General features: G+C 69.1%; 36 protein-coding genes and 2 pseudogenes. 8 read left to right on the top strand and 30 right to left on the bottom strand.

Annotation, left to right across the window (positions count from 1 at the left end):
* Positions 1-36: 36 nt before the first annotated feature.
* The 7 genes from BLT28_RS39345 to BLT28_RS40710 form a co-directional block, all read right to left on the bottom strand.
* Positions 37-2,577, bottom strand: coding sequence for a phage major capsid protein (locus tag BLT28_RS39345; protein WP_052407823.1), 2,541 nt, complete (start codon positions 2,575-2,577; stop codon positions 37-39).
* Positions 2,574-3,020, bottom strand: coding sequence for a hypothetical protein (locus tag BLT28_RS39340; RefSeq protein ID WP_030431968.1), 447 nt, complete (start codon positions 3,018-3,020; stop codon positions 2,574-2,576). The genes BLT28_RS39345 and BLT28_RS39340 overlap by 4 nt, the downstream gene beginning before the upstream one ends.
* A gap of 16 nt (positions 3,021-3,036) precedes the next feature.
* Positions 3,037-4,500: a hypothetical protein gene (locus BLT28_RS39335; protein WP_063766654.1), complete on the bottom strand. Its 1,464-nt coding sequence runs from the start codon at positions 4,498-4,500 to the stop codon at positions 3,037-3,039.
* Positions 4,497-4,739, bottom strand: coding sequence for a hypothetical protein (locus BLT28_RS39330; protein WP_083383833.1), 243 nt, complete (start codon positions 4,737-4,739; stop codon positions 4,497-4,499). Before BLT28_RS39330 ends, BLT28_RS39335 begins: the two co-directional genes overlap by 4 nt.
* Positions 4,740-4,751: 12 nt before the next feature.
* The gene (locus tag BLT28_RS39325; protein ID WP_052407824.1) at positions 4,752-6,452 is read right to left on the bottom strand and encodes a hypothetical protein; all 1,701 of its coding nucleotides are present in this window, start codon (positions 6,450-6,452) and stop codon (positions 4,752-4,754) included.
* Positions 6,453-6,462: 10 nt separating this feature from the next.
* The gene (locus BLT28_RS39320; protein WP_156051389.1) at positions 6,463-7,044 is read right to left on the bottom strand and encodes a phage terminase small subunit; all 582 of its coding nucleotides are present in this window, start codon (positions 7,042-7,044) and stop codon (positions 6,463-6,465) included.
* A gap of 226 nt (positions 7,045-7,270) precedes the next feature.
* Entirely contained in the window at positions 7,271-7,651 is a 381-nt protein-coding gene (locus tag BLT28_RS40710; protein WP_157376120.1) for a hypothetical protein, read from the bottom strand.
* A gap of 51 nt (positions 7,652-7,702) precedes the next feature.
* On the opposite strand from BLT28_RS40710, the gene BLT28_RS39315 reads away from it, so the two are divergent.
* Positions 7,703-8,068 carry a hypothetical protein gene (locus tag BLT28_RS39315; RefSeq protein WP_156051393.1) on the top strand — a complete coding sequence of 122 codons (366 nt, stop codon included), beginning with the start codon at positions 7,703-7,705 and terminating at the stop codon, positions 8,066-8,068.
* 65 nt (positions 8,069-8,133) lie between these two features.
* Here the strand turns inward: BLT28_RS39315 and BLT28_RS42355 are convergent, their stop codons facing one another.
* From BLT28_RS42355 to BLT28_RS39220, 21 genes are all read right to left on the bottom strand, one after another.
* A complete protein-coding gene (locus tag BLT28_RS42355) occupies positions 8,134-8,793 on the bottom strand; it encodes a DNA-methyltransferase (protein WP_231950564.1) in 660 nt (219 codons plus the stop codon).
* 241 nt (positions 8,794-9,034) lie between these two features.
* Positions 9,035-9,319: a hypothetical protein gene (locus BLT28_RS39305; RefSeq protein ID WP_030431976.1), complete on the bottom strand. Its 285-nt coding sequence runs from the start codon at positions 9,317-9,319 to the stop codon at positions 9,035-9,037.
* Entirely contained in the window at positions 9,273-10,073 is an 801-nt protein-coding gene (locus BLT28_RS39300) for a DUF7341 domain-containing protein (protein ID WP_030431977.1), read from the bottom strand. Before BLT28_RS39300 ends, BLT28_RS39305 begins: the two co-directional genes overlap by 47 nt.
* Before the next feature lie 265 nt (positions 10,074-10,338).
* Positions 10,339-10,764 (bottom strand): hypothetical protein, encoded by a 426-nt coding sequence (locus BLT28_RS39295; protein WP_030431979.1) that lies wholly within the window; start codon positions 10,762-10,764, stop codon positions 10,339-10,341.
* Positions 10,761-10,970 carry a hypothetical protein gene (locus tag BLT28_RS39290; protein WP_030431980.1) on the bottom strand — a complete coding sequence of 70 codons (210 nt, stop codon included), beginning with the start codon at positions 10,968-10,970 and terminating at the stop codon, positions 10,761-10,763. Before BLT28_RS39290 ends, BLT28_RS39295 begins: the two co-directional genes overlap by 4 nt.
* Before the next feature lie 15 nt (positions 10,971-10,985).
* On the bottom strand, positions 10,986-11,225 hold the full coding sequence (locus BLT28_RS39285; protein ID WP_030431981.1) for a hypothetical protein: 240 nt from the start codon (positions 11,223-11,225) through the stop codon (positions 10,986-10,988).
* Positions 11,215-11,460, bottom strand: a complete 246-nt coding sequence (locus BLT28_RS39280; protein ID WP_030431982.1) for a zinc finger domain-containing protein — start codon at positions 11,458-11,460, stop codon at positions 11,215-11,217. Before BLT28_RS39280 ends, BLT28_RS39285 begins: the two co-directional genes overlap by 11 nt.
* 2 nt (positions 11,461-11,462) lie before the next feature.
* Entirely contained in the window at positions 11,463-12,290 is an 828-nt protein-coding gene (locus BLT28_RS39275; RefSeq protein ID WP_030431983.1) for a helix-turn-helix domain-containing protein, read from the bottom strand.
* Positions 12,287-12,763 carry an HNH endonuclease gene (locus BLT28_RS39270; protein WP_156051395.1) on the bottom strand — a complete coding sequence of 159 codons (477 nt, stop codon included), beginning with the start codon at positions 12,761-12,763 and terminating at the stop codon, positions 12,287-12,289. The genes BLT28_RS39275 and BLT28_RS39270 overlap by 4 nt, the downstream gene beginning before the upstream one ends.
* Positions 12,760-13,023, bottom strand: a complete 264-nt coding sequence (locus BLT28_RS39265) for a hypothetical protein (protein WP_030431985.1) — start codon at positions 13,021-13,023, stop codon at positions 12,760-12,762. The genes BLT28_RS39270 and BLT28_RS39265 overlap by 4 nt, the downstream gene beginning before the upstream one ends.
* A complete protein-coding gene (locus tag BLT28_RS39260) occupies positions 13,005-13,757 on the bottom strand; it encodes a hypothetical protein (RefSeq protein WP_030431986.1) in 753 nt (250 codons plus the stop codon). The genes BLT28_RS39265 and BLT28_RS39260 overlap by 19 nt, the downstream gene beginning before the upstream one ends.
* Positions 13,750-14,298 carry a LuxR C-terminal-related transcriptional regulator gene (locus tag BLT28_RS39255; RefSeq protein WP_162184897.1) on the bottom strand — a complete coding sequence of 183 codons (549 nt, stop codon included), beginning with the start codon at positions 14,296-14,298 and terminating at the stop codon, positions 13,750-13,752. The genes BLT28_RS39260 and BLT28_RS39255 overlap by 8 nt, the downstream gene beginning before the upstream one ends.
* Positions 14,298-14,759: a helix-turn-helix domain-containing protein gene (locus BLT28_RS39250; RefSeq protein WP_063766655.1), complete on the bottom strand. Its 462-nt coding sequence runs from the start codon at positions 14,757-14,759 to the stop codon at positions 14,298-14,300. Before BLT28_RS39250 ends, BLT28_RS39255 begins: the two co-directional genes overlap by 1 nt.
* Positions 14,752-14,997 carry a hypothetical protein gene (locus tag BLT28_RS42350; protein WP_052407827.1) on the bottom strand — a complete coding sequence of 82 codons (246 nt, stop codon included), beginning with the start codon at positions 14,995-14,997 and terminating at the stop codon, positions 14,752-14,754. The genes BLT28_RS39250 and BLT28_RS42350 overlap by 8 nt, the downstream gene beginning before the upstream one ends.
* Positions 14,997-15,293 carry a hypothetical protein gene (locus BLT28_RS39245; RefSeq protein WP_030431988.1) on the bottom strand — a complete coding sequence of 99 codons (297 nt, stop codon included), beginning with the start codon at positions 15,291-15,293 and terminating at the stop codon, positions 14,997-14,999. Before BLT28_RS39245 ends, BLT28_RS42350 begins: the two co-directional genes overlap by 1 nt.
* On the bottom strand, positions 15,286-15,792 hold the full coding sequence (locus BLT28_RS39240; protein ID WP_030431989.1) for a hypothetical protein: 507 nt from the start codon (positions 15,790-15,792) through the stop codon (positions 15,286-15,288). The genes BLT28_RS39245 and BLT28_RS39240 overlap by 8 nt, the downstream gene beginning before the upstream one ends.
* Positions 15,789-16,466: a hypothetical protein gene (locus tag BLT28_RS39235; RefSeq protein WP_030431990.1), complete on the bottom strand. Its 678-nt coding sequence runs from the start codon at positions 16,464-16,466 to the stop codon at positions 15,789-15,791. Before BLT28_RS39235 ends, BLT28_RS39240 begins: the two co-directional genes overlap by 4 nt.
* A 115-nt stretch (positions 16,467-16,581) precedes the next feature.
* Positions 16,582-16,764 carry a hypothetical protein gene (locus BLT28_RS39230; protein ID WP_030431991.1) on the bottom strand — a complete coding sequence of 61 codons (183 nt, stop codon included), beginning with the start codon at positions 16,762-16,764 and terminating at the stop codon, positions 16,582-16,584.
* Positions 16,761-16,913 carry a hypothetical protein gene (locus BLT28_RS40705; RefSeq protein ID WP_156051397.1) on the bottom strand — a complete coding sequence of 51 codons (153 nt, stop codon included), beginning with the start codon at positions 16,911-16,913 and terminating at the stop codon, positions 16,761-16,763. The genes BLT28_RS39230 and BLT28_RS40705 overlap by 4 nt, the downstream gene beginning before the upstream one ends.
* A 121-nt stretch (positions 16,914-17,034) precedes the next feature.
* Complete coding sequence (locus BLT28_RS39225; protein WP_030431992.1) at positions 17,035-17,244, bottom strand: helix-turn-helix domain-containing protein; 210 nt, start codon at positions 17,242-17,244, stop codon at positions 17,035-17,037.
* Entirely contained in the window at positions 17,234-17,485 is a 252-nt protein-coding gene (locus BLT28_RS39220; protein WP_030431993.1) for a helix-turn-helix domain-containing protein, read from the bottom strand. Before BLT28_RS39220 ends, BLT28_RS39225 begins: the two co-directional genes overlap by 11 nt.
* Positions 17,486-17,653: 168 nt before the next feature.
* Here BLT28_RS39220 and BLT28_RS39215 point away from each other — a divergent pair, with 168 nt between their 5' ends.
* The 3 genes from BLT28_RS39215 to BLT28_RS39205 all read left to right on the top strand — a co-directional run bounded on the left by BLT28_RS39215 (position 17,654) and on the right by BLT28_RS39205 (position 20,877).
* Positions 17,654-18,082 carry a hypothetical protein gene (locus tag BLT28_RS39215; protein WP_156051399.1) on the top strand — a complete coding sequence of 143 codons (429 nt, stop codon included), beginning with the start codon at positions 17,654-17,656 and terminating at the stop codon, positions 18,080-18,082.
* A 583-nt stretch (positions 18,083-18,665) separates the two neighbouring features.
* Positions 18,666-19,670, top strand: a complete 1,005-nt coding sequence (locus BLT28_RS39210; RefSeq protein WP_162184898.1) for a tyrosine-type recombinase/integrase — start codon at positions 18,666-18,668, stop codon at positions 19,668-19,670.
* A 406-nt stretch (positions 19,671-20,076) separates the two neighbouring features.
* Positions 20,077-20,877: a maleylpyruvate isomerase family mycothiol-dependent enzyme gene (locus tag BLT28_RS39205; protein ID WP_043813141.1), complete on the top strand. Its 801-nt coding sequence runs from the start codon at positions 20,077-20,079 to the stop codon at positions 20,875-20,877.
* A gap of 152 nt (positions 20,878-21,029) precedes the next feature.
* Here BLT28_RS39205 and BLT28_RS42345 read toward each other — a convergent pair.
* A pseudogene (locus BLT28_RS42345) lies at positions 21,030-21,947 on the bottom strand (acyltransferase family protein); the annotation flags it as partial.
* A gap of 171 nt (positions 21,948-22,118) precedes the next feature.
* On the opposite strand from BLT28_RS42345, the gene BLT28_RS39195 reads away from it, so the two are divergent.
* On the top strand, positions 22,119-22,796 hold the full coding sequence (locus BLT28_RS39195) for an MBL fold metallo-hydrolase (protein ID WP_030431997.1): 678 nt from the start codon (positions 22,119-22,121) through the stop codon (positions 22,794-22,796).
* A 137-nt stretch (positions 22,797-22,933) separates the two neighbouring features.
* Here the strand turns inward: BLT28_RS39195 and BLT28_RS40700 are convergent, their stop codons facing one another.
* A complete protein-coding gene (locus tag BLT28_RS40700) occupies positions 22,934-24,601 on the bottom strand; it encodes a hypothetical protein (protein ID WP_156051401.1) in 1,668 nt (555 codons plus the stop codon).
* 304 nt (positions 24,602-24,905) lie between these two features.
* Here BLT28_RS40700 and BLT28_RS39190 point away from each other — a divergent pair, with 304 nt between their 5' ends.
* The 3 genes and pseudogenes from BLT28_RS39190 to BLT28_RS39180 all read left to right on the top strand — a co-directional run.
* Positions 24,906-25,175 carry a type II toxin-antitoxin system Phd/YefM family antitoxin gene (locus tag BLT28_RS39190; protein ID WP_030431998.1) on the top strand — a complete coding sequence of 90 codons (270 nt, stop codon included), beginning with the start codon at positions 24,906-24,908 and terminating at the stop codon, positions 25,173-25,175.
* On the top strand, positions 25,165-25,629 hold the full coding sequence (locus BLT28_RS39185) for a type II toxin-antitoxin system VapC family toxin (RefSeq protein ID WP_030431999.1): 465 nt from the start codon (positions 25,165-25,167) through the stop codon (positions 25,627-25,629). Before BLT28_RS39190 ends, BLT28_RS39185 begins: the two co-directional genes overlap by 11 nt.
* Before the next feature lie 27 nt (positions 25,630-25,656).
* A pseudogene (locus BLT28_RS39180) lies at positions 25,657-25,851 on the top strand (MBL fold metallo-hydrolase); the annotation flags it as partial.
* Positions 25,852-25,882 lie beyond the last annotated feature (31 nt).

The following is a 25,882-nucleotide window of genomic DNA, read 5'->3' as shown; positions in this document are numbered from 1 at the left end:
TGGCCGGGGCGGGCGCTTTCTGTGGGGGTGGCTCGGTCAGGCGTTGGCGCCGCGGTAGAACCCGCGGTGGTCGAGTACGGCACTGCCGTAGACGTGCCGGATCTTGTAGGTGATCTTGTCCGCGTCGAACACCGCGCCGACGTTCTCGTCGCTCTGGGTAAACAGCTCGGGCTCCTCGCGGCCCTGGTAGAAGCCCAGCTCCATCGTCGGAGTGCGGCTCGGGTCCGCGACCAGGAACCAGTCGTTCTGGTCGGCGAAGTAGTCCAGGATGATCGGCTCCAGGCCCTGGTGGAGGTTGGGCGTGTTGCTGGGCCCGGCCGGGGTCGCGGGGATCGCCACCGCGCTGGTGCACAGCTGGAACGCGATCTCCTCCAGCGAGCTGGGCACGATGAGGAACTTCGGGATGATCGACAGCACGTCGCTGCTGTCGCCGTAGGCGGTCTGCTGCCGCATCTTCCGGCGCCCCGCCGACAGCGTGCTCTGGCTGAGCAGCGCGGGGTTGTCGGTGTTGTTGTGCGTCGCGTGGAACAACGCCACCGAGTCGTAGGTGGTCGCGGCGTTGGTGACGAGGATGTCCCACACGAACCGGAACAGCGTCTGCGCGGCGGACAGACCGAGCTTGACCGGGATGCGCGCGATCGCCCGCTGGTCGTCGTTGGCGATCATTTCCATGGTCAGGTCCTCGGTGCCACCCTTCTTGCCGATCGCGTAGGTGGCCTCCTCGTCCCCGGGCGTGGTCAGCGGCTGGTACGGGGCGCCCTGAGCGACCTCGGGCAGCAGGCCGTAGCCGCCGAGGCGGCCGATGCGCTGGGTCCGGAAGTCGTTGACCGCGACCACCGAGGAGACGATCTTGCGCCAGGTCTGCAGGTCCGGGCGCGCGTACTCGGCGACCATGCGCCGGGTGATCGAGTCGCCGAGGATCTGCGCCCAAGTGGTGGTGTCGCCGGACTCCAGAGCGCGCGTGGCCGAGTCGTAGAAGCCCAGGGTTTCGCGCAGCACCAGGCGGTTGTAGTCGGCGTCGATGGAGCTGCCGGAGTAGCGGCCGGTGATGTCGGCGAAGGCAGCCTTGAACGACCGGTAGCCCTCGCGGTAGTTCCCGGCGAAGAAGTTGTCCAGCGCTGTGGCCTTCTTCTCCCGGGCTTCCTGGGTGACCTGCGCGGTGGGCGCTGTGGGGGTCAGGCCCGCGCGCTCGGTCAGCGCGAGCGTGTCCTTGATCAGGCCAATCTGGCGTAGCACGTCGGCCTCGCGGATCTGCTCGGGCAGCGCCGCGGTGATCGCCTCCGCCGCGCTGGCGGGAAGTTCGGCCTGGCGCACGGCCTCGCGGATCATCATCTGTCCCAGCACGGACTCCCGTGCCGTGGTGGCCTCGGTGGGCTGTGCCGCCGGAGCGGGCGCGGTGGGCTGGGTGGTCTCGGTCGTCGGGGCCGGGGCGTGAGCCAGGCCAGCCGCGGCCAGTTCCTCCGGAGTGGCGCCACTGAGGGCCGCCAGGATCTCCTCGCGGGTGGGTGCGGGCACGGTGTTCTCCTCGCTGTGCTCTGCGGACGGGGTGCCCGCGTCGGTGGGTGGGGTGGTGCCTCCGGCGACCACGCGCTGGGCCTGGCCTCCGGCTGCCGGTTCGCTGACGATGTCCGCGGAGTTGACCGAGGTGATGGCGACGGCTTCGTGTAGCTGCCGGTCGCCTTCCCGCACGACGCGGAAGGTCCCGTAGACGTCGTGGCTGATGCCGACGATCGGGGCCAGGCCCTCGGCCTGCGCGGCGATCGAGGCGTCCAGGGCCTCGGCGGCGTGCGCGGCGGAGGGCAGCAGGACCAGGTCGGCCTCCAGGCCCTCCGCCGCGGCGGTGACGTTGCGGTAGTGGCCGACGAGCCCGGCGATGGTCCCGGAGCGCATGTCCTCGTCGGAGCGGTGCCGGTCGTACGCCTTCGCGCCCTCGTACAGCGGAACCGCTTGGCGCATCACCGTTTCCGGGTAGCGGCGCATGTTCTTGCTCTCGCCGTAGGCGATGATCCGGACCCGGTAGATCCGGCCGCCGGTGCCCTCGTCGGTGCCCGCGGCCTCCAGCACGCGGCCGACGGTGCGGGCGCGCTCGATCTCGACCGTGGTCTCCGCTGCGGTGCCGTCGACCTCGGCGCCGTCGCTCGTGGCGAGTGGGTCCGGCACGTAGGTGGAGACCACCGCGACCGGTGCGCCGAGGGTGACCGTGCGCCCGGCCAGCGACCACGAGCACTGGTAGGTGGCGTCACTGACGACGTAGACGACTTCGGTGTCGGTGAGGTCCAGAATCCCGACCCAGCAGTAGTAGCCGTCGGCGTCGGAGTGGTGGCGGGCCCGCAGCGCGCCGCGCACCAGCTCGCGCTTGTCGTCGTAGGACAGCTCCCCGGACACCATCGCCTCGCGGGATTCGGTCACCCGCTGCGCCGTGGAGTCGAGGGCGAAGCGGTGGCCGCACTCCGGGCAGGTGACCGGCCGCGGTGCGTCCTCGGCGACGGTCGGCGCTGCGGTGCCGTGGTAGCCGGAGCGCGTGCGCTGCTCGGCGCAGCGGCCGCAGCTCGGGTCTTCGCAGTAGTGCTCGGTCACGAGCCCACGACCTTCTCCAGGGCCGTGAGCAGGCTCGTGCGCGGCTGCTCCCTGGCCTGCTCGACTTCGAGCGCGGCCTGGGCGCGTGTGGCGTCGTCGCCGACCCACTCCAGGACCGCGGCGACCGAGCCTTCCGGGACGTCGTCGATGGGCGTGCTCGGCTGGCCGCCTGCGCCCTCTTCCTGCTCCTGGCCCTCGGTGTTCGAGAGGTCGGTGAGGACGTCGAGCAGACGACCGGCCGCGGCCGCGCCGACCTCCACGGAGATCCGCGGCGTGCGCGGCTCCAGGACTCGGCCGTGCCCGTCGACCCAGGTTGTAACGCCGTCGTGGGTCAGGACTTCGTACACGCCGTCGTCGTCGACGAAGGCGGCGCGGACCTCTTCGTGCTTCATGCCCGTCAGGTGGGCGGCGTGCTCCAGGACGTCGATGTCGTCGTTGTTCACGGTGGCCTCCTGGCCGTCAGGTGTTCACGGCCTGCAGCCGCGGGGACTTCTCGGACTTGTCGGACTTCGCCGCTTCGGCGTCGATGTGCGTGGCGAGGTCGTCGCGGTCGGCCTCCGGTGAGTCCAGGTCAGCGGAGTAGGGAACCCCGACGTAGTCCTCCCACGCTTTGCGCGCGGCGATCCGCGCGCCTTCCCTGGACAGGGCTTGAATCTCGACGAGCTTTTCCAAGCCGGTGGAGAGATTGAGCAACACTTGCGCCGTGATCTGCGCGTCAGCCGCGGCGACCTCGGGCCCGGTCACGATCACCGCCTGGGAGGCGGGGATCTCGAAGGTGGTCTTCTTCTTCGGGTCGCTGGCCTTGACCTTCGCGGGCAGTCGGCGCGCGGCCACTGCGCGGTCGACGGCGAACCGGACGAGTTCGGTCTGGTAGTCCAGCCACACCCGCTGGACGCCCTGCACGCGGCGCCGCACCGGCTCGGCCATCGTCAGCGACGTAGCGCGGTTGGCGTCCTCGGGCTCGGCCAACCAGGTTTTGGCCAGGCCGGTGCCGCCCGCGACGAGGGTCAGCACCGAGCGCGCGGCGGTGGTGTCCTCGTAGGCGCCGGTCTGGACGTTCTTCGCCTGCCACGTGACGGCGTCGTTGTGGACCTCCACCGACCCGGACGGCGGGACGTGCAGTCCGCCGCGGGCTTCCACGAACTGATCGACTTCCTTCTGCCCGCCGTTCACGGTGACGTCCCAGACCATGTACCGGGCGAGCGCGGTGCGGTCGATCAGGTTCGACAGGATCTGGTCGTAGTTAGACAGCCAGTCCAGGACGGGCCCGAGGAACGGCATGCCCCGGGTGTCGGTGATCAACGCCTTCTGCGGGGCCCAGAACATCGCATCGCCCTCGCGCAGCGAGGTCTCGTCGTTGACCCGCGCGACCCGCTTGTAGGTGCGGTCGGAGCCGGTGCCGTAGACGACGATGTCCGGCCACAGCGGGTTTCCGCGCTCCAGCACGACGTCGCTGATCGTGGTCGGGTCGTGCGGGCAGAACCGCAGGACACCGGACTGGGCGCCCTGCATCAGCTCCAGCAGCGTCTCGCCCATCAGCAGGTTGTCCCGCAGCAGCCCGTCCTGGATCGCCGCGACGCGGTTGCGCGGGTCGGTCCAGAACTCTTCGACCACCCGCGCCACTTCGGGGTTGGTGACCTGCGTGGTCACGCCGGTGTCGCCGACACAGAAGCTGGTGTAGGTGTCGATGATCGCCCGCGCCATGGGGTTGGCTCTGTACGCGGCGACGCTGTAGGTCCGGGCGCGCTCGTGCGTCCACGGCGGGACCGCGCGCCCGCTGGTCCCTGCGGGCCGCCAGCCGCGGTCGCCGAGGTCGATCGGATCGCCGCCCCAGTTCGACCCGGCCGCCGCGCCGGTCGCGGCGACCTGGGCGGGGGAGACCTCGACCGCGCGCCGCGGTGAACTCCACAGCCACGACCTCATGCCACGCGGCCGATCGGACGGGCCGCGGGGTGCTCACCGGCGGCCGGGGGCGCGTCCGCGTTCGCGGCGGCCACGTGCGCGACGTAGGACAGGCCGACGAGGAACACGCTGCCGACGAGCAGCGAGACCCACCAGTTGCCGGTCAGGCCACCGGCGGCGACGACGATCCCGGCCAGCCCGAGCAGGCCGAGCAGGTTGGACAGCAGCGCGGTGGACGGCGCGGGAATGCGGACCCACATCGGTGTCTCCATTCACAGGGTCAGGCGGCCGGAGGGCCGGTAGACGGTGCTCGGCGGGTGCGGCTGGCTCGGCTGCGCGGAGCGTGCGGCCGCGGGCGGGGGTGGCGTGTCGTCGACCAGGGCGCCGTCCTCGACGGCCTGGCCCCGCGCGGCGTAGGCGAGGATCGCTGCCACGAACGCGTCGATCAGGTGGCCGGCCCGCTTCTTCACCACCCGCAGGTAGTGGTCCGCGCCGGTGCGCACGGCCTCGTCGTCCTCGCGCGGCTTGCGTTTTCCCTTGGCCAGCGCGGCATTGCGTGCGTGCCGGTCCAGGACTTCGTGGCCGTCGTGGGTCAGTTCGCCGTTGGCCAGCGCGGTGCGGAACCGCTCGATCGCGCGATCCATCAACCGCTCCGAGCGGGTGTCGAAGGACACGACGCGCTTCGGGTAGCGGCCCGCCCACAGGCCCATGTAGTCCTGCCACAGGTGCGGGTCGAGGAACATGTACCGCACGTCGTAGGCCGCGAAGGCATCCGCCACCGCGGCGTCGACCTCGGCGTGCGGCACCATCCACTTCGGACTGTTGCCGTCCGGTGACGGGGGCGGGGGTTCCCACGTGCGGATGTGGAAGATCCGCCCGTCCCGGATGCGGCAGGCGATCAGCGTGGTGGCGTCCCGGTAGCGGGACCCGTCGAAACCCAGCGCGATGGTCTCGCCGGGCACCAGCGTCTCGCCGAGCACCGCGGCCGCGGCCCACCGCAGCGCGTTGACCGCGTCCTGCTCGCCGACGGTGACTTCGTCCAGGAAGTACCGGCGGGCCTCGGACTCGCCGACATCGGTCGCCTGGGTGTCGGCATAGATGGCGTCCTCGTCGACCCAGCCGCCGTTGCTGCGCGCGGAGTCGCCGTACTTGAGCACGATGCGCTCGCGCACCGCGTCCTCGTCGGCGATGTCCACCCGCGGCAGGTCCGCAAACCGGTGATCCAGATACACGCCCGGCGAATGAGCCTCGGCGGTGAGCTGGGCAACGGACTGTTCGGAGGGGTCCCAGGCGTTGGTGGCCTCCATCCACGACCCGCCCATGCCGGTGAGGTTGCGCTTCATCGCGCGCGCCATGTCCAGGCCGCCGTCGCGCTTGCACATCAGGTGCGGCTCGGTGAACGCACCGAAGGTGATCGGCGCGCCCAACCTGCTGCGCGCGGCGGAGGTGACCGGCTCGATCCAGCCGTCGCCGTCCGGGAGCTTGATTCGGGTCTCGCCGATGTCCAGGCCCGGAGTGTCCGCGAGTGGTCCTTCCGAGAGCATCCGGTACAGCGGCTTGTAGGTGTTGTCGGTCTGGTCGTCGCTGGTCGCGGCGAGCTGAATCCACGGCGTATCGACCGGCCGCCCGACTGGTTCGCCGTCGGCGTCCCACCCGTCGAACTGCACCGGGCCGAGCGCGTGCGCGATGCACCGGGTGGCCATGAACGGGTCCTTGCCCCACTTCTGCGGCCGCCGCAGCTGGGTGCCGAAGTAGACGAACCCGTCCCGCGGCTTCGGGTACTTCGGGTGTACCGCGGCGTGCGGCTTGAGCCGGTAGGCCCACAACAGGTGGTTCCACATCTCCGTGGTCAGCAGGTACGGGGCGCCGCGCTGCGGGCCGTCCGGGATGATCAGGAAGGTCTCGATCCATTCGCCGATCAGCCACCCCAGGGTGGGGAACTCGCCCGGCTCGGCCGGTCCGCGCCACGGCACCGCCCACCTCCTACCCGGGGTCCACCGCCCGCAGGTTCGGGCGCTTGCGCTGCGCGGCCGGCACGGTCCGGGTGGTGCGCTGCTCGGCGACCTCGTCGGCCACGACTTCCCAGCGCAGCCGCAGCATCGCGAGCGGCGTCAGCCCGAGCCGGTCGGCCTGCTGGCGGGCTTCCTTCGCCGCGTCGAGGTCGCCGTTCTCGGCGAGCACCTTGTGCCGCACGTACTGCGCGACCTCGCGCGTCCAGTGCAGCCGCTCCCACGCCACGGCCTGCGGCGTTCTCCACAGCTCCCGCCACAGCGCCAGCTCGGCCTCGGCCTGCAGCTCCACGACGTGCTCCAGCACGGTCACCTTGTGCAGAGCGCGGTCGATCGCGACATCGGAGACCGTCTCGCCCTCGCGGCGCCGGTCCTGCAGCGTCTCCAGCCGGTTCTGCGCCACGACCAGGTCAGCGCGGGTGCGGATGTCCGGGCCGAGCGGGAACCGCGGCGTCCGGCCCTTGCGTCCCTCCGCCGGGAGCTTCGTCATCGCCACGACCGCGTTGCGGCGGCGCCGCGCACCGTCGGACTTGCCGACCGGGCCCATGCCTCCCATGACGAGCCCCCGATCACCCCAGATCACTCAGCGTGAGTGATCCGTCACCCTGTTGCCGACCGGAAACCCCCAGACCCGTACACAAATCCTGCCTGCCTTTAGCCGGGTCAGGGCCCAGGGCTCTGACCAGGACTTTTACCCCGGGGGGTTGATCATCACTCGCTGTCACTTTCTGTGACAGTTTCGACGATGATCACGCCCCCGTACCGCCTCGCCCTGCCGCCGGTCAGCCCAACGTCCGAGCTGCCTTCGCCGAGTTGCACACGCGGCACCGCACCACCAACCGCCCGCCCTCGTCACCACCCGCACCCACCGGCACCACGTGGTCCGCGGTCAGGATGTTGGGCAGCTGCACCACGTGCGCTCGACGCGGACCCCAGCCCGGACACCACTCGCCATGCTGTGCACGGTGGGCAGCCACCGCTGCCGCGCGGCGCTGCTGCTCGGCGTGGGTATACGGGCGCATGGCCCGCTTGGCTCGCGTGCGCTGCGCTTCGTACTGCCGTGCGCAGTCGGGGCAGCGGACGCCCTCGGTCAAGCGCGTGCACATCCGGGCCCGGGTTCCGAGGCACGGGCGCAGCACCACGACCCACCTCCACCTGATCACAGGTTGGTCATGGACGCTAACGCTGCGTTGATCAGCCGCGACGTGGGCGACATGACTCGACAAGCACGCCTCGGCGTGATCATCGCCGGTATCGCGCTCCTGGTGCTCGGCGCTCTGCTGGGCCTGGCGCCCAGCTCGATCATGGCCAACGGCAAGGACACCAGCTGCGGCTCGCCCTGGATGCCAGACGACTCCGCTGTGCGGCTGGCCGAGTTCGGCTCCAAGCTGTCCGACGCCATGTCCGGCGGCCGAGGTGTCGCCGCGGGCGACTACCGCAGCCAGTGCCGTGACGCACTCGGCTCGCGGGGAACGCTCGGCGGTATCGCCGCGGCGCTCGGCGCGGCGGCGTTGCTGGCGCTGGCGTTCGTCCCGAGGCAGCGACCCGAGCCGGAGAAGCAGGCACTGCCGAACAGCTGACGCTCACGACGGAGGCCCCGTGCTCGCCGAGCGCGGGGCCTTCGTGATCGAACCTACGGGCACGGCTAGCGCGCGACGCTGCGCTGAGCGTCGGTCAGGCGGTCGTGCGCTACCTGGTGGTAGTGCTCGGTCAGCTCGATGCCGACGAAGTGCCGGCCACTGCTGACCGCGGCGACGCCGGTGGAGCCGGACCCGGCGAACGGGTCGAGCACGGTGCCGCCCTCGGGACAGACCTTCACCAGCTCGGCCAGCAGCCCGTCGACGGGCTTCTGCGTGATGTGCCGCCGTTGCCGTCCGCTGGGCTGCGAGGCGCTGAACACACCCGGCAGGTACAGCTCCGGTGTGCGGTCGAAGGGTCCGTTGCTGCCCCACTGGATGTACTCGGCCGCGGCCTTGAACCCGCCGCGCATCGGCCGTGAGACGGGCTTGTGCCACACGACGGTGCCCTGCCACAGCCAGCCGCCGACCTGGAGAGCGTCGGCGGTGACCGGGGCCTGGCGCCAGTCGCTGAACACCAGCAGGTGCCCGCCGGGCCGGGTGATGCGCAGGCACTCGATCAGGATCAGCGACAGCCACACGAGGTAGGCACGCTGGTCCCGGTTGTCACCGGCGAAGTCCGGCAGGTCGTGCTGCGCGTCGCCGGAGACGTACTTGCCGCGCGCCGAGGTGGACCGGCGTTCGTTGCCGGTGCGGCCCCCTGAGTTGTACGGAGGGTCGGCGATCACTGCGTCAACGCTGTGATCGGGAAGGGACTGCAGCACGGTCAGCGAATCGCCGCGGTGCAAGGTGAAGGTGGGTGTCACGACGAGTCGCCCTCTCGTCCGTGGAACCCCGGTGCGGAAGCCCCGAACCGGGGCATGACAAAGGCCCCGGGCTCCAGCGGGAGCACGGGGCCTTGATGTGGTCCTGTGGGCAGAGTTCACCCAAGTGCGGCCAGTATGCGATCGATCACGGGCGTCTGTCCACTCAAGACTCCGGCGGCGCGTCGTCATCGGCAGCGCACCGGCATGAGGGCGCGCACGGTTTCGCCGCGCGAAGGCGGAGCTCCATCACCGCGCCGCCGTGCCAGTTCGGCACGGCCATGTCGTGATCGATGATCAGCTCGGCGAGCTGGGCGTACAGCTCGGGGTAGGCGAACAGCTCGACGACCGGGCCGTGGGCGGTGTCGACGGTCAGGCTGCCCTCCTCGGTGAGGGTGAGCGCGTCACTGGCCATGCGCTGGTTGCTCGCGCTGGTCTTCGGTGTCGGCATGGTCGGGCTCCTCGATGGCGGGCTGGTCGATTAGGGCCGCAAGGTGCTTCAGGCCGGGGCCGTGCCATGAGGTCTGGCAGGCCAGGCAGACGCAGCCGTGGATGGAAACCTGGAGCGCGGGCAAGCGCACGATGTCGCCTGCGAGGTCGTACTGGTGCACGATCCGCGCTTCGCATACCGGGCAGGCCGCGTCCAGGTGCATACGTCGGGGCGGGTCCAGCAGTTCGTTAATCGCGCGTGCCCATGCCTCCAGGCCGGTGACGACTGGGCGGATCGCCTCGGCGGAGATCCAACCGCCGATCACTGAGGTGACCGCGGTCAGGCGCGCGGACACGGTCTCGCCCGGGGTGAGCCGGACGCGAGCCTGTGCTGCCAGGTCGGTGACACCGGCCTGGATCTCGGCGAGCAGCTGCACCGCGCCGACGTTGAGGGGCATCCTGCTGCCGCCGCCGGAGCTGGCACGACGTTCAGCGCCGTGCAGCAGCGACGCCTCAAGCTGGGCCAGCAGCGACGGAACCGACGCGATCTCGCGGGTGCCGTTGTCGCGGTACACGGTGTGCTCGGCGGGCTCGGTCAGCCGGGCAACCGCGGCCCGCAGGTCGGCGTGCAGCCGCCGGAGTTCGCGGGGGTCGCTGTGCTCCTGGTGCAGGGTCGCGCAGCCCCCAGGCAACGAGCACGTGGGCCGCGTGCCGCCGAGGTGGCAGGCGCATGTGCACGCGGCCTGCTCGACGGTGTCCAGGTCGGTGTCGGTCACGAGCGCCCCCGCGGGATCGGGAGGCCGTAACGCCTCAGCAGGTCGCAGAACGAGCGGGCGCGGCCGCGGACCACAGGCGCGTCCCGCGCGGCGGTGACCGGGGCAGCCGACCGAACCGGCTCGGGCTGCCGCGTGCTCGGAGGCGGCCATAGGCCCGGGACCTGGTAGACGCGGGCAGCCCAGTTGCGGGCGCAGCCATCCGAGCAGTGGTCCGGCGACGGAGAGTCGTCGGTGATCGCGCGTCCGCACTGGCAGCGGTTGGTGATCACGCGGCGGCTCCGATCTCCGGCAGCTTGATGCCCTCGTCGGCCGCACGGGTCATGCACACCCCGTGCGGCGCGGTCGTCGTGATCCGGGCGCGCTGCATCGCGGTGTCGGCGCCGTACCAGCCATCGCTCGGAGCGCGGCCGCACAGCGCGGTCCCGGTGGTGAGGTCGACCAGGTGCCGCACGCGGCCGTCCCGGTGCATCCGCCACACCCACTCACCCCGCGTCGAGCTGGCCGAGGCGGAGGCGGGCAGCAGGCCCAGCATGTCCAGCAGCGTCCGGCAGTCTTCGGCGTCGGTGGAGTTGCTGGCGACGTACCGGCGCACCGCGTCGATGTCCACAGCGGCCATGCGCTGCTCGATCAATGTGCGCGAGCCGAGCGCCGACGTGCTCGTTTCGAACGCTGCGGGGTCTTGAGTGCTCATCGGCCCTCCCCAGTGGTCGGCGCGTCCGGGGTACGGCGGGCGCGCAGGTACACGGCGAACAGAGCGGCCTGGGCGAGCGCCAACCCCAGGTACCAGGCGGTCTTCGCCAGGTCGCCGTCGGCGGCGGCGGCCGACGCGGCAATGACGTCCTTCGCGGCGAACACCGCGGCGAGCGTCCAGATCACGGTCACGATGCAGCCCTCCACGCGGGCCTCCTTCGGTCAGCGGCGCCGGAGCGCGGCGCGGTGGGATCGGGTGCGCCGGTCGGCGCGGTGTGCCGCCAGGGCTGCGGCGGTCTCGGCGGCCTGGCGCTCGGCGTGCTCGGCGTCGAGCAGGGCCTGGCGCTCGGCGACCGTGACGGGGTCGGGGTCGCACCACATGTGCGTGGTGTTGGTGCCGGTGCCGCCCAGTGGGCGGTCGCACTCGCGGCAGTAGCGCGGCTCGCGGCGGTCACCGGGCATCGCCCTGTCCGCCCTGCTCGGCCAGCTCAGTGCGCGAGTCGTGGTAGCCGGTCATCGTGCGCCAGCCGCGGCCGCGCCGGACTCGCTGCGTGCAGGGCTGCTGCGGCCGGGCTCGGCACACCGGGCACGCCACGATGCGGGGGTTGACGTGGATCTCGGCGGACTCGACCAGGCGGCCGTCGGGGGTGGGCTCGAACAGGGCGGGCGGGCGCCGGTTCGGACGCTTGCGGACCATGGTCAGCCACCCCCGACGGCGCGACGGGCGGCGAAGTCGACGACCACCACAGCGGCGCGGCGGCAGAACGCGCACGACGGGGTGCCGTCGGGCCGAGTCCCGGAGGTGAAGCCATGTTCGCACTTCCCGACCGGCGATGAATCCAGCGGTTCACCGACCCTCACGCGCTCTGTGGTTGCGCTGGGCGGTGAGTAGTCGTTGGTCTCTTCCGTGGTTGGTCTGTGGCTGGTAGTCGGACATCCAGATGTCCGGTCAATCGGCTCGGAATGTCCGGTCAATCGTTCCGTAACAGCGTCAGATGTCCGGTCATTCGGTTGGGGCGTCTCGGTTTGAGCGGACACCTGGATGTCCGGTCGTTCGGAGTTGTCCACAGGGGACGGTGGGCTTCCATCGGACATCTGGATGTCCGGTGATTCGGTTGCAGGCTCAGGGGATTGAGCGGACATCTGGATGTCCGGTGAATCGCCCTCGGCGGGGGTGAGGTCACGGAGCAGGCCCCGCTCCAGGAGGTTGCTCGGCAGGGTCAGCCGGTATTCCGCCGCGGTACCCCGACCGCCCCGGCCGCCACCGCGGCGCACCAGCTCGACCAGGCCGTGCGCGGCCAGTGCCTTGATGATGCGGCGCACCTGGCGGTCACCGTCGCCGGTGTCCAGGCACAGCAGCTCCACCCCGGGCCGCACGCGAGTGCCGTCCGGATCGGCGTAGGTGGCCAGCAGCAGCGCCACCAGCTTCACCGGCTTGGTGAGACGAGCGCGCCGGATGATCCGCTCCCACTCGAAGCGGGACGCAGGCAGCAGCTCGACCTCGTCATGGTCGTGCGGAGGCGTCATCGTGCCCCCTTCTCGTCGTCGGGGAGCAGCTGGCCGTCAGCACGGGCAGCGGGCGCCCAGCCGTCGGCGGAGGGCTGTTCCCAGCGGTCCAGGAAGCGGAAGACCGGCCAGTCGGCGGGGTCGATGCCCATCGGCACCAGGAAGCCGCGGGCGCGCGCCCAGTCGCGGTTGTGCTCGACCCGGCCGTGACAGCCGGTGGTGCCGTCACCGCACAGCACGATCAGGTTCTCGGCGGTGTTGCGGTGCCGGGAGCCGCCCATGCCCCGCGGCGCGCGGTGCTGAAGGGTCAGCGGCGTGCACCCGGTGCCGCACAGCTGGCACTGGCCCTCATCACGGGCGAACACCAGGCGCCGCAACGCCTCCGCGACATGTGTCTGTCCGTGTCCGGCGACGACACGGTGCACGCGGCGGGCCCGCAGAGGCTTCTGCCTCCGCGGGCCCGCCGTGCGGCGCAACGGTGCGCGGCGCTTCATGCTGCCCCCGCATCGTCCACCGTGCCGTCCACCTCGCCGGTGCGCAGCCACCGCAGCGTCCGTTCCGCTTCCTGCTCCGGTGGCAACTCCAGGTCCTCGGGGATGTGGATCAGCAGGACGAGGTGCCGCGTGCAGTCATCGCCTCGGAGGTAGATCCCGGGCTCGACCTGGCGGCCGATCTCATCGCGCATGACCGCGCCCGGCAGGACGTGGATCTTGCGCCAGTGCAGCGACTCGAACGTCACGAACTCGTCGGCCACGTCGCCACCTCCTGCTCGGCGCCTGGAGCCGTTGGGGCGTAAGGGACGGGGTCCGTGGCCAACGGCTCGTCGACCGGCACTTCCGTCAGCTCGCAGGAGTCCACCCAGAACCGGTGCCCGGTCCTGGCGGCCTCGACGTAGGCCATCGGCTCCGACGGGTGCGGGCGCACCATCAGCACGTCCCTGCCGCGCCACGTGTACGCCGCGCTCGGCTTCTCCCGCAGTCGGCGGCGCAACTGCTCGATCGTGCCGTTGCGCAGCACCAGAGCCTGCTCCAGCGCGGTGATCCGCTTGTCGCGCTCGTCCGGGGTGACCTGGCGGTGGCGCGCCCACGTGGCCACGCACAGCTGCAACACCGCCACCACGAGCGCCCCTTGGTCGGCCGGGTCGGTCGCGCTCGCCAGCAGGATCGCCTCCGTGCAGGAGTCCCCGGCGCGGCGCGCGGCGAACAGCCACGCGGCCAGACGCTGCGCTCGCTCCACCACATCGACCTCGACCAGGGCCGCGGTCGCGGCGTCCTGCAGGGCCAGGCGCACCCCGTCCTCCGAGGGAGGCGGCATCACCGACTCCGCCATGTCGATCCACGCGGAGATCACCTCCGGGAAGACCTCCGCGCTCAGGGTCTCCTCGATCACCGTCAAGCACGCCGAGGCAGCCCTGGGTATGCCCGAGCACATCGCAGCGAACGCGGCGTGCGCCAGCTCCGCCCATTCCGGCGTGGTGGTGTCAGCCACGGGGAACCTCCTCCGTGTGGTGCTCGATGGCGGTGGCCAGGCGCCGGTCGTTGGCCTCGATCCACAGCACGGCGGAGGCAGCGACCTGCACCAGCTCGGCGCGCAGCAGCACGGGGTCGGTCTCGGCCAGCGCCTCCGTCACCTCCTCCACCAAGATGTCGGCGAAGGTCAACATCCCCAGCTCGGCGCGGCGGGCGTTGATCGCCTGCACACGCCGGACAGCCGCGGCCGCGTGCGCACCGCCGGTGCCGTCCGGGTGGTCCTGCTGGCCCCACTTCAGGTCCTGGCGGCGACGCTCCACAGCGACGTCCGCCAGGACCCCGGGCAGATCGGTAGCCGTGGTCAGGTAGCCACGGGAGTAGGCCAGCGCCACGGCGTGTGCCCTGTTCTTGGCGCCGAGCGCGGCGAACAGCTCATCCAGGTGCGCCACTGCCGCAGCGTCGGAGCACTGGAGAATTTCGGCGATCCCGGCGGTGTCCCAGCCCTCGGCCAGGCAGTGCAGCAGCTGCACCTGCCCGATCGTCAGCGTCAGCGCGGTCATCAGGACACCACCGGCTGGCCGAGCCACTGCGGGCATTGCGAGGTGGCGTTCAGCGCGGCCGACAGGCACGCGTGCAACGCCCATGCCTCGGCCGTGGTCATGCCGAACCGCACCGCCGGGCCGATCCCGGCGTAGTAGTCGAAGCCGCCGAGCAGTGCTCGGATCGACACCCCGGTGTGCTTCTCGGTCGGCCCAGCGCGGTGCCGGTAGTAGCCACGTCCGTCCCCGGACTGAGCGCCCGAGGGGGACACCAGGCCGCGCTGAAACGCGATGGCCACGGCATGCGCGCGGGTCCGGGCGCCGAGCTTGCACAACACTCGGTGCACGTGGGTCTTCACCGTGTCCTCAGCCAGGAACAGCTTCTTCCCGATCTCGCCGTTGGACAGCCCCTCGATCACCAGGTCCAACACCTCGACCTCACGGTCCGAGAGCGGATCACCAAACCTGCGCGGCTCAGCCACGGTCGACCTCCTCCGTGAAGTCGGGGCCGCCGTGCGCGCGGAGGAGGTCCAGCGCGGCGCGGCCGCCGTTGTGTCGGCGAACCTGGCGCAGCAGCTTCCGCCCGGCGCTGACCTGCTCGACGGTCGGGCTGGAACCGTTGAGCGCGTTGACGAAGCGGGACACGTCATGCGTGCCGGAGACCACGACCACCACCACCGGGTCGCCGTGCTCGTCGTCGTAGGCGCGGGTCTCGTACATCACGCACCACCCGCCGTGATCGGCTGCGGCGCGACGAACAGCGGCCGCGCGGGCGCGGTGCGGATCGGCTCCAGCTCGGGTAGCTCCACGTCCTCCACCGGCACCCAGCCGTAGCCCGGCAGCACGATGTAGGTCCTGCCGTCTTCAGCGGCGCAGCCGTCGGAGTGCACCTCCGCCCAGCACATCGGGGAGCCGTCGCACGCGTCCAGTTCGGCGCACTCGCACTCGTCGAACTCGGCCGCCCCGCAGCACGCCGAGCCGTCCAGCTCGAACTCGAACTCGGTCTGCTCAGCCACGGTCGGCCTCCTCGGTGGGCGCGATTTCGTAGACCCAGCAAGGGATCTGGCCCTCGGCGGTGCAGGTCAGGTCGCAGTCGTCGGCGTGCTCGCCCTCGGCCAGGCGCTGTCTGGGCTCGTCGGCGGCGGGCACGGGCGCCAGGGCGATGGAGTACAGGCACGGTCCGCCGATCCACCGCTTCTCCACGCGCACCGGCAGGTACTCCACGCCGGAGGTGGTGGGCAGCAGGTCCCACTCCGTGCGCACGGTGTCGCGGCCGGAGCGGGAGTAGTGGATCTCGTAGCGGACACCGTCGACGGTGGCGTAACCGCACAGCGTCGGCGTGGTCGGCGACGGCTCCGCGAGCGAGATCGCCTCGACCTCGTGGCCCTCCTGGTGCTCCGCCACGTTCACCCACGCCGAGGTGAACCGGCTCCGCCAGTCCTCGCCCTCGACGATGTCCGGGACCGCGCACACCAGCCCGGCCGGAGCGCAGCGGCCCGGCTCGCCCGCGATCACGCGGTCACCGCCGACGAGGCGGCCGGGCCGACCGAGGCGTCGGCCGGTCCGGTGGGAAGGTCGAAGCAGCGGTGGTTCTCGTCATAACCGGAGCCGTGGGAAAAGAACCAGCCGGTCTCCGTCACGGGGCGAAGCTGGTCGCACGTGGGGCACGGGACGACGCGGTCAACCACGTACCTGCGACCGAGGATGGACACGACCTGTCCGGGCTCCCAGACGGCCTCGTCGCCGACCGACGCCTGCTCGGCGGTCGGGCGCGCGGTGGGGTCGCCCTTGCCCGCGATGATGCGAGCGAACACGCCGAGGTCCAGCTTCTTGTCCTCGACAGCGGCCAGCAGCTCCTCCACGCGCTCGCCCTCGTAGGTGCAATACACCTGAACCGCCGAACCAGCGATCACCTCGCCCGTGATCTTCAGCCGCGCGTAGTCAGGCGAGCCGGACCGGGGCGCGCGGGTGACGACGATGTGATCCACGCCGGTCATCGACCACGCCCAGCGCTCCAACTGCTCGACGGCCCGGCTTCCGTCCTGGTCTTCGAGGAAGTCCAGCGTCACCCGGGGCGGTTGGTTACCCCAGCCAAGGCAAACGTCGTAGATCCCGTCGGCCAGGTTGTTGACGTGCGCGTGGCTGAGCACGGCACTCAACCCGGCCTTGATCCCGGCAGCGTCAGACATCACAGACTCCCTTGCTGTGCGGCAGAACCGAGGGCGAGAACGACGAGGCAGACGAGAACGCCGATCAACATCACGGCGGCCTGCCAGAAGGACATGCGGCGGCTGTAGGGCTTGATCACGGCTGCACCACCCACAGCGACCACAGCCACACCCCGGCCGGGACAGCGATGACGAGCAGCAGCGCGACCGCCAGCTGGCGGTCGGTCGCCGAGCCCCACAGCCCGGGGCGGATGACACGGATGACGTGAGTGGTGGTCTTCGCGGGGGCGCCGGAGTTCCCGGCCAGGCGGCGGCTCACCCGAGCACCACCAGGTACTGCTCGGTCGGGTCAACCGGGCCGGGCGTGGTGGAGTACCAGCCATCCGCGCACGCCAGCCAGGCGTCCGCGGACTCGCCGATCTCCTCCAGCAGCTGCGTGAGCCGGGGGCTAGAGTCCGTGTTCAACATCTGGAGAGGTCCCTTCTCCGGGTGGCGGACCGGTGGCTGTTCCCGCAGCCCCGGTCCGCATCTCTTTCGGGGGTGGAACCCCCGGCCCGGCCACCGGGGAAGTCGCGGCCGGACCGGGGAATCAGGAAGCGCGGCGGAGCCTGCGCGGCTTGGGCTTCTCGCCCGACATCCAGCGGTCCACGGCGTCGCGGTGGACCCGCCACGTGCAGTTCGCTGCGCGCTGCTTGCCCTCCAGCTCGTTGGTGCGAAGGGCGGTGAGCACGGTCTGGAAGTGGTGACGGCTGTACGCCGCGACTTCGGCGACCGTCATCCATGGCGACTCAACGGACATCGCTGGACTCCTCCCCTTGCTGCACGTGGACGAACAGCGACCCGCGCGGCCGGCCAAGCGCCTTCTCAATCCGGTCGGCCAGCGCGGTGCTGGTCCTCGGCGCGTGGCCCTTGCACAGCTGATGAATGCGCTGTCGTGACGTGTTCGCGGCGTCGGCCAGTCGTTGCTGCCGCATGCCGCAATCGGCAAGCGCCTTGACCAGGTCCTCTGGGCTCCGAAGCACGACGAGTGGGGCCTTCACGCTCGTGGTCCTCCCGTCCGCTTAACTGCTGTCCGCATAGTGCTGACAGCGATTTGACGACAGGCAGACCGTAGGCCGCTGACAGCAGCACGTCAACGCGCTGTTGCCAAGTCGGTATTGATGCGGCCGCTACCCTCATTTGACGGGCCGAGCCTCAAGGGGGTGTGCGTGAACCTGAGCGAGCTGATCACCGCACGCAAAGACGAGCTGGAACTCAGCTACCAACGACTCGCCGACCGCGCCCGCAAGCAGGGCCTGGAACTGACCGCATCAGCGATCAACCAGATGGCCAGGCGGCCGCTCGCGGAGTACCCCAAGCCCGAGACGATCCGGGCCCTGGCGGTCGCCCTCGGCGTACCCGAGGGACGCATCCTCGCCGCGGCCGATGTGTCGCTGGGGTTCCGCCGGGTCGATGTCGAGACACACCGCCCCGACGTCGAGACGTGGCTGGCGCTAACAGGTGACCGCTCCCCGGAGCAGATCGACGCCCTGATGGACGTAGTGCGCGCGCACCTTCGTGCAATCGACGCAGCGCAAACGCCTAAGGCGCGCGTTACAGGTCTCGACGATGACGGCGAAAACGATGCGCCGCAGTGACACTGACTAGGCCGTCGGAGTGAACAAACCGTTGAGTGGTGCAGATCTCAACTAGTCAGACGTAGCGTCGCCCGTCCCAGAGCACTAAAGGGGGGCGCATATGCAACCGATCACGGTCCTGTCGGTACAGTTGCCGAACCCCGACGCGTACTGCATCGCCTCCGCCGAGCAGATCACGTTGGTGGTTGATCCCCGAATCCCTGAGCGGACGCTCGCGGCGATCATTACCAGGGCTGTACGAAGCGGTACAGCACCAAGTTTGGCAGACCTAACGTTGATCTAGCGCTCTCGATCAACTCTGCCGCGCATCTTTGCAGCACCTCCTGAAGGGGATACCCCTATGCCCAGTGCCGAGAAAATGGGGCCAAAGAAATTCCGAGCCGTTTGGCGAGATGCACAAGGCAGGAAGCAGCATTCAAAGGCTCCATACTACGAGCGCAAGTCTGACGCCCTTGCCCGCGCAGGCGAAGAAGAAAGCAAAGTCAGACGTCAGGCAGCTACCCTAGAAGGCACCCTTCCCGCGTCGACGAAATGGGGAGCATGGTGCCTTGACGTCTGGTGGGAGATTCGCACAGTCGAACCTGTGACGCTCGACAGCGAGATGTCCATCGTGCAGACCCACCTACTGCCAGCCTGGGAGGACACCGAGCTAAACAAGATCCTTCGAAATCCTGTGCAGATGTGGGTAGACAAGCTTGCGGCGAAGTACGCCCCTAAGACAGTTTCCCGCATCTACGGCGTCTTTAGAGCTTCACTTCTGGCAGCAGTCAAGTACGGAGTCCTTTCCGGAACTCCATGCGTAGACATCAAGCTGCCGAAGCTGAGGACCGTACGATCAAAGCCGACGATGATGCGCAGCGACCTAGATGATCTCTACCCGCACATCACACCCTCTTACCGATTCGCGCTTGAAATGTGCTTCAACACAGGAATGCGCCCCGGAGAGTTCGGCGGGCTACACAGACACAGCATCAACCTCAAGGACGGTTGGCTGAATATCCGAGACGTGTTCGTTTACCTGCCGCGCAAAGAGGGCGTACGCGAGGAAGTCCTTCGATACATCAAGGAATATCCGAAGGATGAAGAAGCTCGCGAAGTTCCACTTCCAGGGCACGTTGTTGACATGGCACGCCTCTGGATTGAAGAGAATCCTGCCCGCAGTGGATGCGGTATCCCACATCGCCCAGGAAATCCCTGCAAGTCCGACGTGCTCTTTCGGACTCCGAGAACGGGTCTCCCTCTGAGCAACCGCACGTTTGAGAACGTCCTTCGCTATGCCTGGAGGCGCGCCAAGCTGCCCCACATCCCTCCTTACGGTGCTCGCCGGGGCTACGCGACCACGCTGGCCGAAGCTGGCGTGGACCCGTACGAGATCGCCCGGCTCATGGGCCACGCCACCCTCGAACAGACGATGGTCTATACGCAGAGGACACCAGCGGCACGCGCCAGAATCGTTGCGGCACTTGGAGATCATGACGCCGTACAGCTGCAGCTGGTGCCTGGGACAGCCAGGGACGCATCTGGGACAGAGCCGGACTCAAAGGCACTCACAGACGCTCAGTCGGACCAAGCCCAAAAGCTAGCCTGAGCTGCGTCAACGCTCATCCGGACTCACATCTGCTCAACCTCACTCGGATTGGCAAATCCGCAGGTCGTTGGATACCGGGAGCGTTCCAGTCGAACCATTCGAGGCCGTTGCCGATGGACGCGGCGACGAGCCCGCGCCTGCGGTGTCCCGTGTCCGGGGTGGACAGTGCCGGTGCTCGACCCCGCAAGCGGGTCTTCGGTGCTTCTTCGCTGCTCACGGGCGCCTCCGCGGGCTCGGGACCGACTGGCACCAGCATTGAACGCGGAGGTCGGCTCCGATAGTCCGGACTTCCAGTCCGTGGGACGGACAAATCAGACAGCATCCACGATCGGGTGGTACCCGAACGGGGAAGTCCCACCTAGGCTTGCTGATTCCATCCGAGCACCTTCCAGCGGGGAGGAACGCCATGGCAGGCACCGAGACCGGATCGCGGAACCGCGCCGTACGGGCCAGAGTTCCCAGGCCGCGGATGAGCGCCGAGGAAGCCACCGAGCGCGCAATCGATGGCCTTTCCGCGCTGGAGCACGCGACCGAGCGCCTGCTGGACACCGTGGCGGGACTCGACGAGGGCACGATCCGCGGCGCGAGCGCCCTTCCCGGCTGGAGCCGCGGGCACGTCATCGCACACCTGGCGCGCAACGCCGACGCGTTGCTGAACCTGGTGACGTGGGCCAGGACCGGCGTCGAGCACCCGATGTACGCGAGCCGGGCCGACCGCGACGCCGACATCGACGAGGGTGCCCGCCGGTCCGGGCGGTTGCTGCGGGAGGACCTGATCGCCGCGTGCGAGCGCTTCATGGCGGCGGCCCGGTCGATGCCGCAGTCCGGCTGGCAGGCCGAGGTGGTCGTCGGTGACGGCTGGCCGCTGACCGGTCACGAGATCCCCTGGCTGCGGGTGCGCGAGGTGTGGATCCACCTCGCCGACCTGCGCTGCGGCTTCGACCTCGCCGATCTGCCGGAGGAGGTGCAGGAGGAGCTGATCGACGACGCCGTCGCGCACTACGACGGGATGGCGGACGTGCCGTCCTTCACCCTGCGGGTGGACCTGCCCGACGGTTCTCAGCGGGAGTGGATCGTGAACGACACCAACGACTCCTCCGTCGGTGCGGTGCGCGGCGACGCGATCACCGTGCTCGCGTGGTTGACCGGGCGCGGCGACGCGAGCGCCCTGTCCGGGGACGCGCCGAGGCTGCCCGACTGGATCTGACCCGCCACACCGGTCCGGACCGCCCAGCCGAGGCGGACCGCGAGCGCGAGCCGCATCGTGCGCAGCATCTGCACGCGCGCCGCCCGGCGCAGTGGCGGCACCGCGGCCGTGAGCGCGTTGTAGATCGGCTGCTCGACGAAGCGCGTCAGGACCCACCCGAAGGTGATCGCCGCGGCGACGACGAGGACGAAGCGGGGCCACGGCCCGACGCCGACGTCGAGGAGCCTGCGCGCCAGGATGTAGCCGAGCTCCTGGTTGACCAGGTAGACGCCGTAGGAGATCCCGGCCAGCCACCTGATCGGCTTCCTGAGCGCGCGGATCGGCGCGATGTCCCAGTCCGGCCCGAGCGCGGCGAAGCACATCAGGACGACCATGACCCCGACGCCGATCGAGGACGGGATGTCGTGGCCGAGCTGGATGACCTGCGCGTAGGCGGAGGCCCCCAGCAACGCCAGCGCGTGGACGACGCCGATGCGCCTGGTCGACCACAGCCAGATCACGATGCCCACCGCGAAGAAGTGCGCGTGGTGCAGGACGAGCGCGCCGAAGATCCGCGCGACGAACGGGTCGTCCAGGAACCAGCGCAGCCCGAGCGGGACCAGGATGATCAGCCACGCGAGCACCGGGACGCCGCGCCCGCGCACCAGCCCCGAGCCCGCGAGCGCCGCGGCCGCGATGAACGCGGGGATCTGGATCGTCAGCGTCCAGTACGAGAAGTCGATGTAGGGGACGCCGACCCAGGGCTGCATCAGCATCATGTTCGGCAGGATGTCGCTGGCCTGCACGGCTTTCCAGCCCGCGGGCGCCACGAGCTTGATCGCGGCGAAGGTGAGCACGACGGCCACCAGGTACACCGGGATCAGCCGGGCGAGGCGGTGCTTGAGGAAGTAGATCGGCGGGCGGCGGGCCAGCGTCACGCAGACGAAGTACGCGGAGATGATCAGGATCGAGTTCGCGCCGATCAGCAGCGTGAACGCCCAGGGCAGGCCGCCGAGCTCCGGGTGGTCGTGCGGGCCGGTGTTCGTGGCGTGCTGCACCACGACGGCGAGAATGGCCACGACGCGGAGCACGTCCCAGCTGATCCGTCGGCCGGACCGTCGCCGGGGGCGCTCTGGGGCGGTTCGCGAGTTCAGCACGGCACTCACTGGGGGCTGGGGAACATGATCTACCCGGCTAAGCGTAGAGCCGTCGCCTGAAGCGAAGCTGAGGGCTTCCTCCTCGACCGGCTACCGTGTGCTCCCGTGGACGTAGCTGACACCTACACCGGGCATGTCGACGCAGGTGGAGCCGCCGCGCGGCGCACCCTGGACGAGTTGACGATCACCAAGCTGTCCGTCGGCCCGATGGACAACAACGCTTATCTGCTGGTGTGCAGGCAGACCAACGACGCCGTGCTGATCGACGCGGCGAACGACCCCGAGCGCCTGTCCGACCTGCTCGGCCACGACGCCGACCGGCCGCAGCTCCGCATGATCATCACCACCCACCGGCACGGCGACCACTGGCAGGCCCTCGGCGCGGTCGCGGGCGCCACCGGCGCGAAGACCGCCGCGCACCCCCTGGACGCCCCCGAGCTGCCGGTCCCCTGCGACCTGCTGCCCGAGCACGGCGACACGCTGAAGGTCGGCGCGAGCGTGCTGGAGGTCATCCACCTGCGCGGGCACACACCCGGCTCGATCGCCCTGCTCTACCGCGACCCGTCCGGCCACCCGCACCTGTTCACCGGGGACAGCCTTTTCCCGGGCGGGGTCGGCAAGACGTGGTCGCCCGAGGACTTCGAGTCGCTGATCGACGACGTCGAGACGCGGATCTTCGGCGAGCTTCCAGACGACACGTGGTTCTACCCCGGCCACGGCGACGACTCTAAGTTGGGAGCCGAGCGCCCCAAGCTCGCCGAATGGCGCGAACGCGGCTACTAGCAGCAGACGCAAGCACCCGACCAGTTCGTTTGCTCAGTCCGGCACGGTGCTTCCAGTCCAAGCCAGCCCGTTCGCGCCCGTGACACGTGCGCGAACGGCCTCCGGCGCGGGAGGCACTGTGACCGCAGCAGCCCTGGTCAACTGTCCAATTGAAAAGCGAGGGCTTTGTCGACCGCCTCTCGATCTTGCCTGGTTGCCTGACAGATCGCGTCCCTAAGCTCAATTATATTGCCGTAGGGCGACCCCGCTCCATGGAGCCAATGACGTGGCTCATCGTCCGGACTGTCACTATTGCGCCACAACTGCGCAAAGAAGCGCATCACCCCTACATCAAATCCCCAGATGCTCATCTGCTCCCATCCGGGAAGCTCGACAGGATGCCGAAAGTCTTCATAAATCCTGGTTCCTGACGCAACGTAGAGAGCGGTACGACGATGCCAGCGACAATGCGATTGCTCGTCGCACACGACTTCATCACACTGATCGCCGATCGCGGGATTTCCGCGACACAGCCTGGACCTCCGGTGTTCTCGACAATACGACTCGTCGCCATGAACCAGCCTGGGGCACTGGCTCCCAGCCTTATCCGTGAGCGCGGGACATCGCCGCGTTGACGCGATCGGACCATGATCATTTGCGTAGTCTCCGGCAGCAATAAGGTCATTTATCTGTCGATGAATTCGCGCAGCCGACTCTTCAGAAGCACTTCCCGGCAACTCATACACAGTTCCACGAGCCGCAAGCAAGTCAGCAAACGAAGTTCCAGTTAGAGGCGGCGTCACAAGTCCGAGTCGCTCGGCCTGGTCAAGGGATCGCTCGGTCGGGCGACCATCACCGCCGGCGGGAACGAACAGACGAGCACCGGCCACCATATCCAGCCACAGTTCCAGCACACGCTCACAGTCGTCAGAGACCGGCTCGTAGAACCATCTGTCCTCGGCATCCGAAAAGTTGGTGATCCCACGGTGCGAGGCCGTTCGCGATCGAACCTTTCTTCGACCTCTGAGCTGATGAAGAGCGACGAGCGATGTCAGGTCCAGTCCAGCCGGCTTGCGCTGGCCACCCGCCAGGATCTGCCTTGCGAAATAGAGTGTGTCCACTGACTTCTCCAGCACTGGCCCAAGGTCCACTTGGTCCGCATAAGTGCGAAGGCACCGATAGTCAGCGTCAAACAGGTTGTGCCCAACAATGAGATCAACTTCCTCGGCAACCGAAGCCAAGCGACTGATGGTGGTCGACCTGAGCACATGAAAAGCCACTTGCTTCCACTGGCCGAACTCAACGAGTTCACCCACCGACTCTCGTTCTACAACCAGGACACCTACAACATCGATATCCCACTTCTCCGGCAAGTTGTCGCCGCCTACGCGGGCGTAGTCGACGTCGATGGCAGCGATCCGGCGAGGCATCGAAGAAGGCAGTGGACCAACCACTGGAGTGGCGTACAGCGGCGCAACCCCGTGTTGATCAGCCGCGACAATCGCGGGGTCCGGCGCTACAATCGGCGTCCAGCTTTCAAGCCTTTCTGGGTTAACGTGAAATATCTCTCCTCGCTCAGACCTCTTACCACGCCTCATTGTCCAGAGGGAATGGACAGTACAAGGCACATAGCCCCTGTTCCAAAGATCAACGTCTTCCGGAAAATCACGCGCGAGCTCCACCGTGTCGTGGACCCACGCATACACGGGCACCTCCAGTTCATGATGGACGTACCAACCTGACTGGAGCGGAGCTCGCGGAGCGTCGATCTCAGGTTCAAAATCTGACGCGTACCCAGGGGGAGGCGTGCCGCGCAGTTCAGGCACCGGATCACCACGCTCCGCCCGAGCCTGGAGCATTCGGAGAAACCCATACCCCCTCGCCGGCCAGAGTGACGGAGCCAGGTCAATTCTGTCGGGCAAGCTGGGCCTGTGGGGTTGACCGGCGTCGGGCCTCTTCGGCTTGCGCGGTTTCTTCCGCTTCTTCGGCATGGGCCGCATGCTAGGAACAGTCCCCGACAACCTCGTGCGCGAACCAGCGGAGGTGACCGGCACGATCGGCCCGAGTACGCCCACGGCCACGTGTGGCACGGGGTAGCACAGCGTGCCACCCCAAGGCTAGACTGCGGGTATGAGCGTCCAACCCGAGATCACGCAGCGCGATCTGCGCAGCAGGTCGAAAGAGATCATGGACGCGGTCGAAGGGGGCAGCGCCTTCACGGTCACGCGCGACGGTCACCAGATCGGCGAGCTGATCCCATTGCGCCGACGTCGGCGTTTCGTGTCACGGGCGCAGTTCGCTGCCGTGTCCCGCAACGCGGCCCCCGTGGACATCGAGGCGTTCCGCGTTGACCAGGAAGCGGCGGTCGACCAGGACCACGGTGACCCCTATGAGCGGTAGCGCGTACCGGCAAGGTCTGCTCGACACCAACATCCTGATCCTGCGCCGCTGGGTCGACCCGGCAGAGCTGCCGGACGAGATGGCGATCAGCGCGATCACGCTCGCAGAGCTCTCGGCAGGACCGCACCAAGTTCGCCGGAACGACGAGCAGAGCACCTACGACGAACACGGAGAACGCGCCCGTCGGCTCGACGTCCTCCAGCGAGCGGAGAACGAGTTCGACCCCATCCCGTTCGACGCCGAAGCCGCCAGGGCCTACGGCCGAGTGACCGCGGCCGTGATCTCCGCCGGACGCAAGCCACGGCGTCGGATGACCGACCTCATGATCGCCGCTACCGCGCTCGCGGAGGGCCTCCCCCTGTTCACCACCAACCCCGACGACTTCAAGGGGCTGCAGGATCTCCTGACGGTCGTGCCGGTCACCCGCCCCCAGGTGCCGCACGAAACCCCATAAGCCACCAGAGCGGCTGTTCACCGCTGTGGCGACTCCGTGTTCCCGGGCGGGGTCGGCAAGACGTGGTCGCCCGAGGACTTCGAGTCGCTGATCGACGACGTCGAGACGCGGATCTTCGGCGAGCTTCCGGACAACACGTGGTTCTACCCCGGCCACGGCGACGACTCGACTCTCGGCGCCGAGCGGCCCAAGCTGGCCGAATGGCGCGAACGCGGCTACTGAGTTGCTTGGTGAGCGGGGCCGCCTGAGGGGT

It is taken from the genome of Allokutzneria albata (assembly GCF_900103775.1).
Lineage (GTDB): Bacteria > Actinomycetota > Actinomycetes > Mycobacteriales > Pseudonocardiaceae > Allokutzneria > Allokutzneria albata.
This window is presented reverse-complemented; position numbering and strand designations above follow the sequence as displayed.

What these genes read in the sequence shown, in the direction of transcription:
- BLT28_RS39285 (WP_030431981.1), bottom strand. Translation starts at nt 11,225, where the DNA reads ATGCCCGGTGACCGCCGCGAGCCGCGCTACTGCCGCGAGTGCGACCGC.
- BLT28_RS39295 (WP_030431979.1), bottom strand. Translation starts at nt 10,764, where the DNA reads ATGAGCACTCAAGACCCCGCAGCGTTCGAAACGAGCACGTCGGCGCTC.
- BLT28_RS39225 (WP_030431992.1), bottom strand. Translation starts at nt 17,244, where the DNA reads ATGTCCGTTGAGTCGCCATGGATGACGGTCGCCGAAGTCGCGGCGTAC.
- BLT28_RS39335 (WP_063766654.1), bottom strand. Translation starts at nt 4,500, where the DNA reads ATGAGGTCGTGGCTGTGGAGTTCACCGCGGCGCGCGGTCGAGGTCTCC.
- BLT28_RS39305 (WP_030431976.1), bottom strand. Translation starts at nt 9,319, where the DNA reads ATGCCGACACCGAAGACCAGCGCGAGCAACCAGCGCATGGCCAGTGAC.
- BLT28_RS39320 (WP_156051389.1), bottom strand. Translation starts at nt 7,044, where the DNA reads ATGGGAGGCATGGGCCCGGTCGGCAAGTCCGACGGTGCGCGGCGCCGC.
- BLT28_RS40705 (WP_156051397.1), bottom strand. Translation starts at nt 16,913, where the DNA reads ATGTTGAACACGGACTCTAGCCCCCGGCTCACGCAGCTGCTGGAGGAG.
- BLT28_RS39275 (WP_030431983.1), bottom strand. Translation starts at nt 12,290, where the DNA reads ATGACGCCTCCGCACGACCATGACGAGGTCGAGCTGCTGCCTGCGTCC.
- BLT28_RS39235 (WP_030431990.1), bottom strand. Translation starts at nt 16,466, where the DNA reads ATGTCTGACGCTGCCGGGATCAAGGCCGGGTTGAGTGCCGTGCTCAGC.
- BLT28_RS39280 (WP_030431982.1), bottom strand. Translation starts at nt 11,460, where the DNA reads ATGGTCCGCAAGCGTCCGAACCGGCGCCCGCCCGCCCTGTTCGAGCCC.
- BLT28_RS42350 (WP_052407827.1), bottom strand. Translation starts at nt 14,997, where the DNA reads ATGTACGAGACCCGCGCCTACGACGACGAGCACGGCGACCCGGTGGTG.
- BLT28_RS39185 (WP_030431999.1), top strand. Translation starts at nt 25,165, where the DNA reads ATGAGCGGTAGCGCGTACCGGCAAGGTCTGCTCGACACCAACATCCTG.
- BLT28_RS39315 (WP_156051393.1), top strand. Translation starts at nt 7,703, where the DNA reads ATGACTCGACAAGCACGCCTCGGCGTGATCATCGCCGGTATCGCGCTC.
- BLT28_RS39330 (WP_083383833.1), bottom strand. Translation starts at nt 4,739, where the DNA reads ATGTGGGTCCGCATTCCCGCGCCGTCCACCGCGCTGCTGTCCAACCTG.
- BLT28_RS39205 (WP_043813141.1), top strand. Translation starts at nt 20,077, where the DNA reads ATGGCAGGCACCGAGACCGGATCGCGGAACCGCGCCGTACGGGCCAGA.
- BLT28_RS39190 (WP_030431998.1), top strand. Translation starts at nt 24,906, where the DNA reads ATGAGCGTCCAACCCGAGATCACGCAGCGCGATCTGCGCAGCAGGTCG.
- BLT28_RS39270 (WP_156051395.1), bottom strand. Translation starts at nt 12,763, where the DNA reads ATGAAGCGCCGCGCACCGTTGCGCCGCACGGCGGGCCCGCGGAGGCAG.
- BLT28_RS39255 (WP_162184897.1), bottom strand. Translation starts at nt 14,298, where the DNA reads ATGACCGCGCTGACGCTGACGATCGGGCAGGTGCAGCTGCTGCACTGC.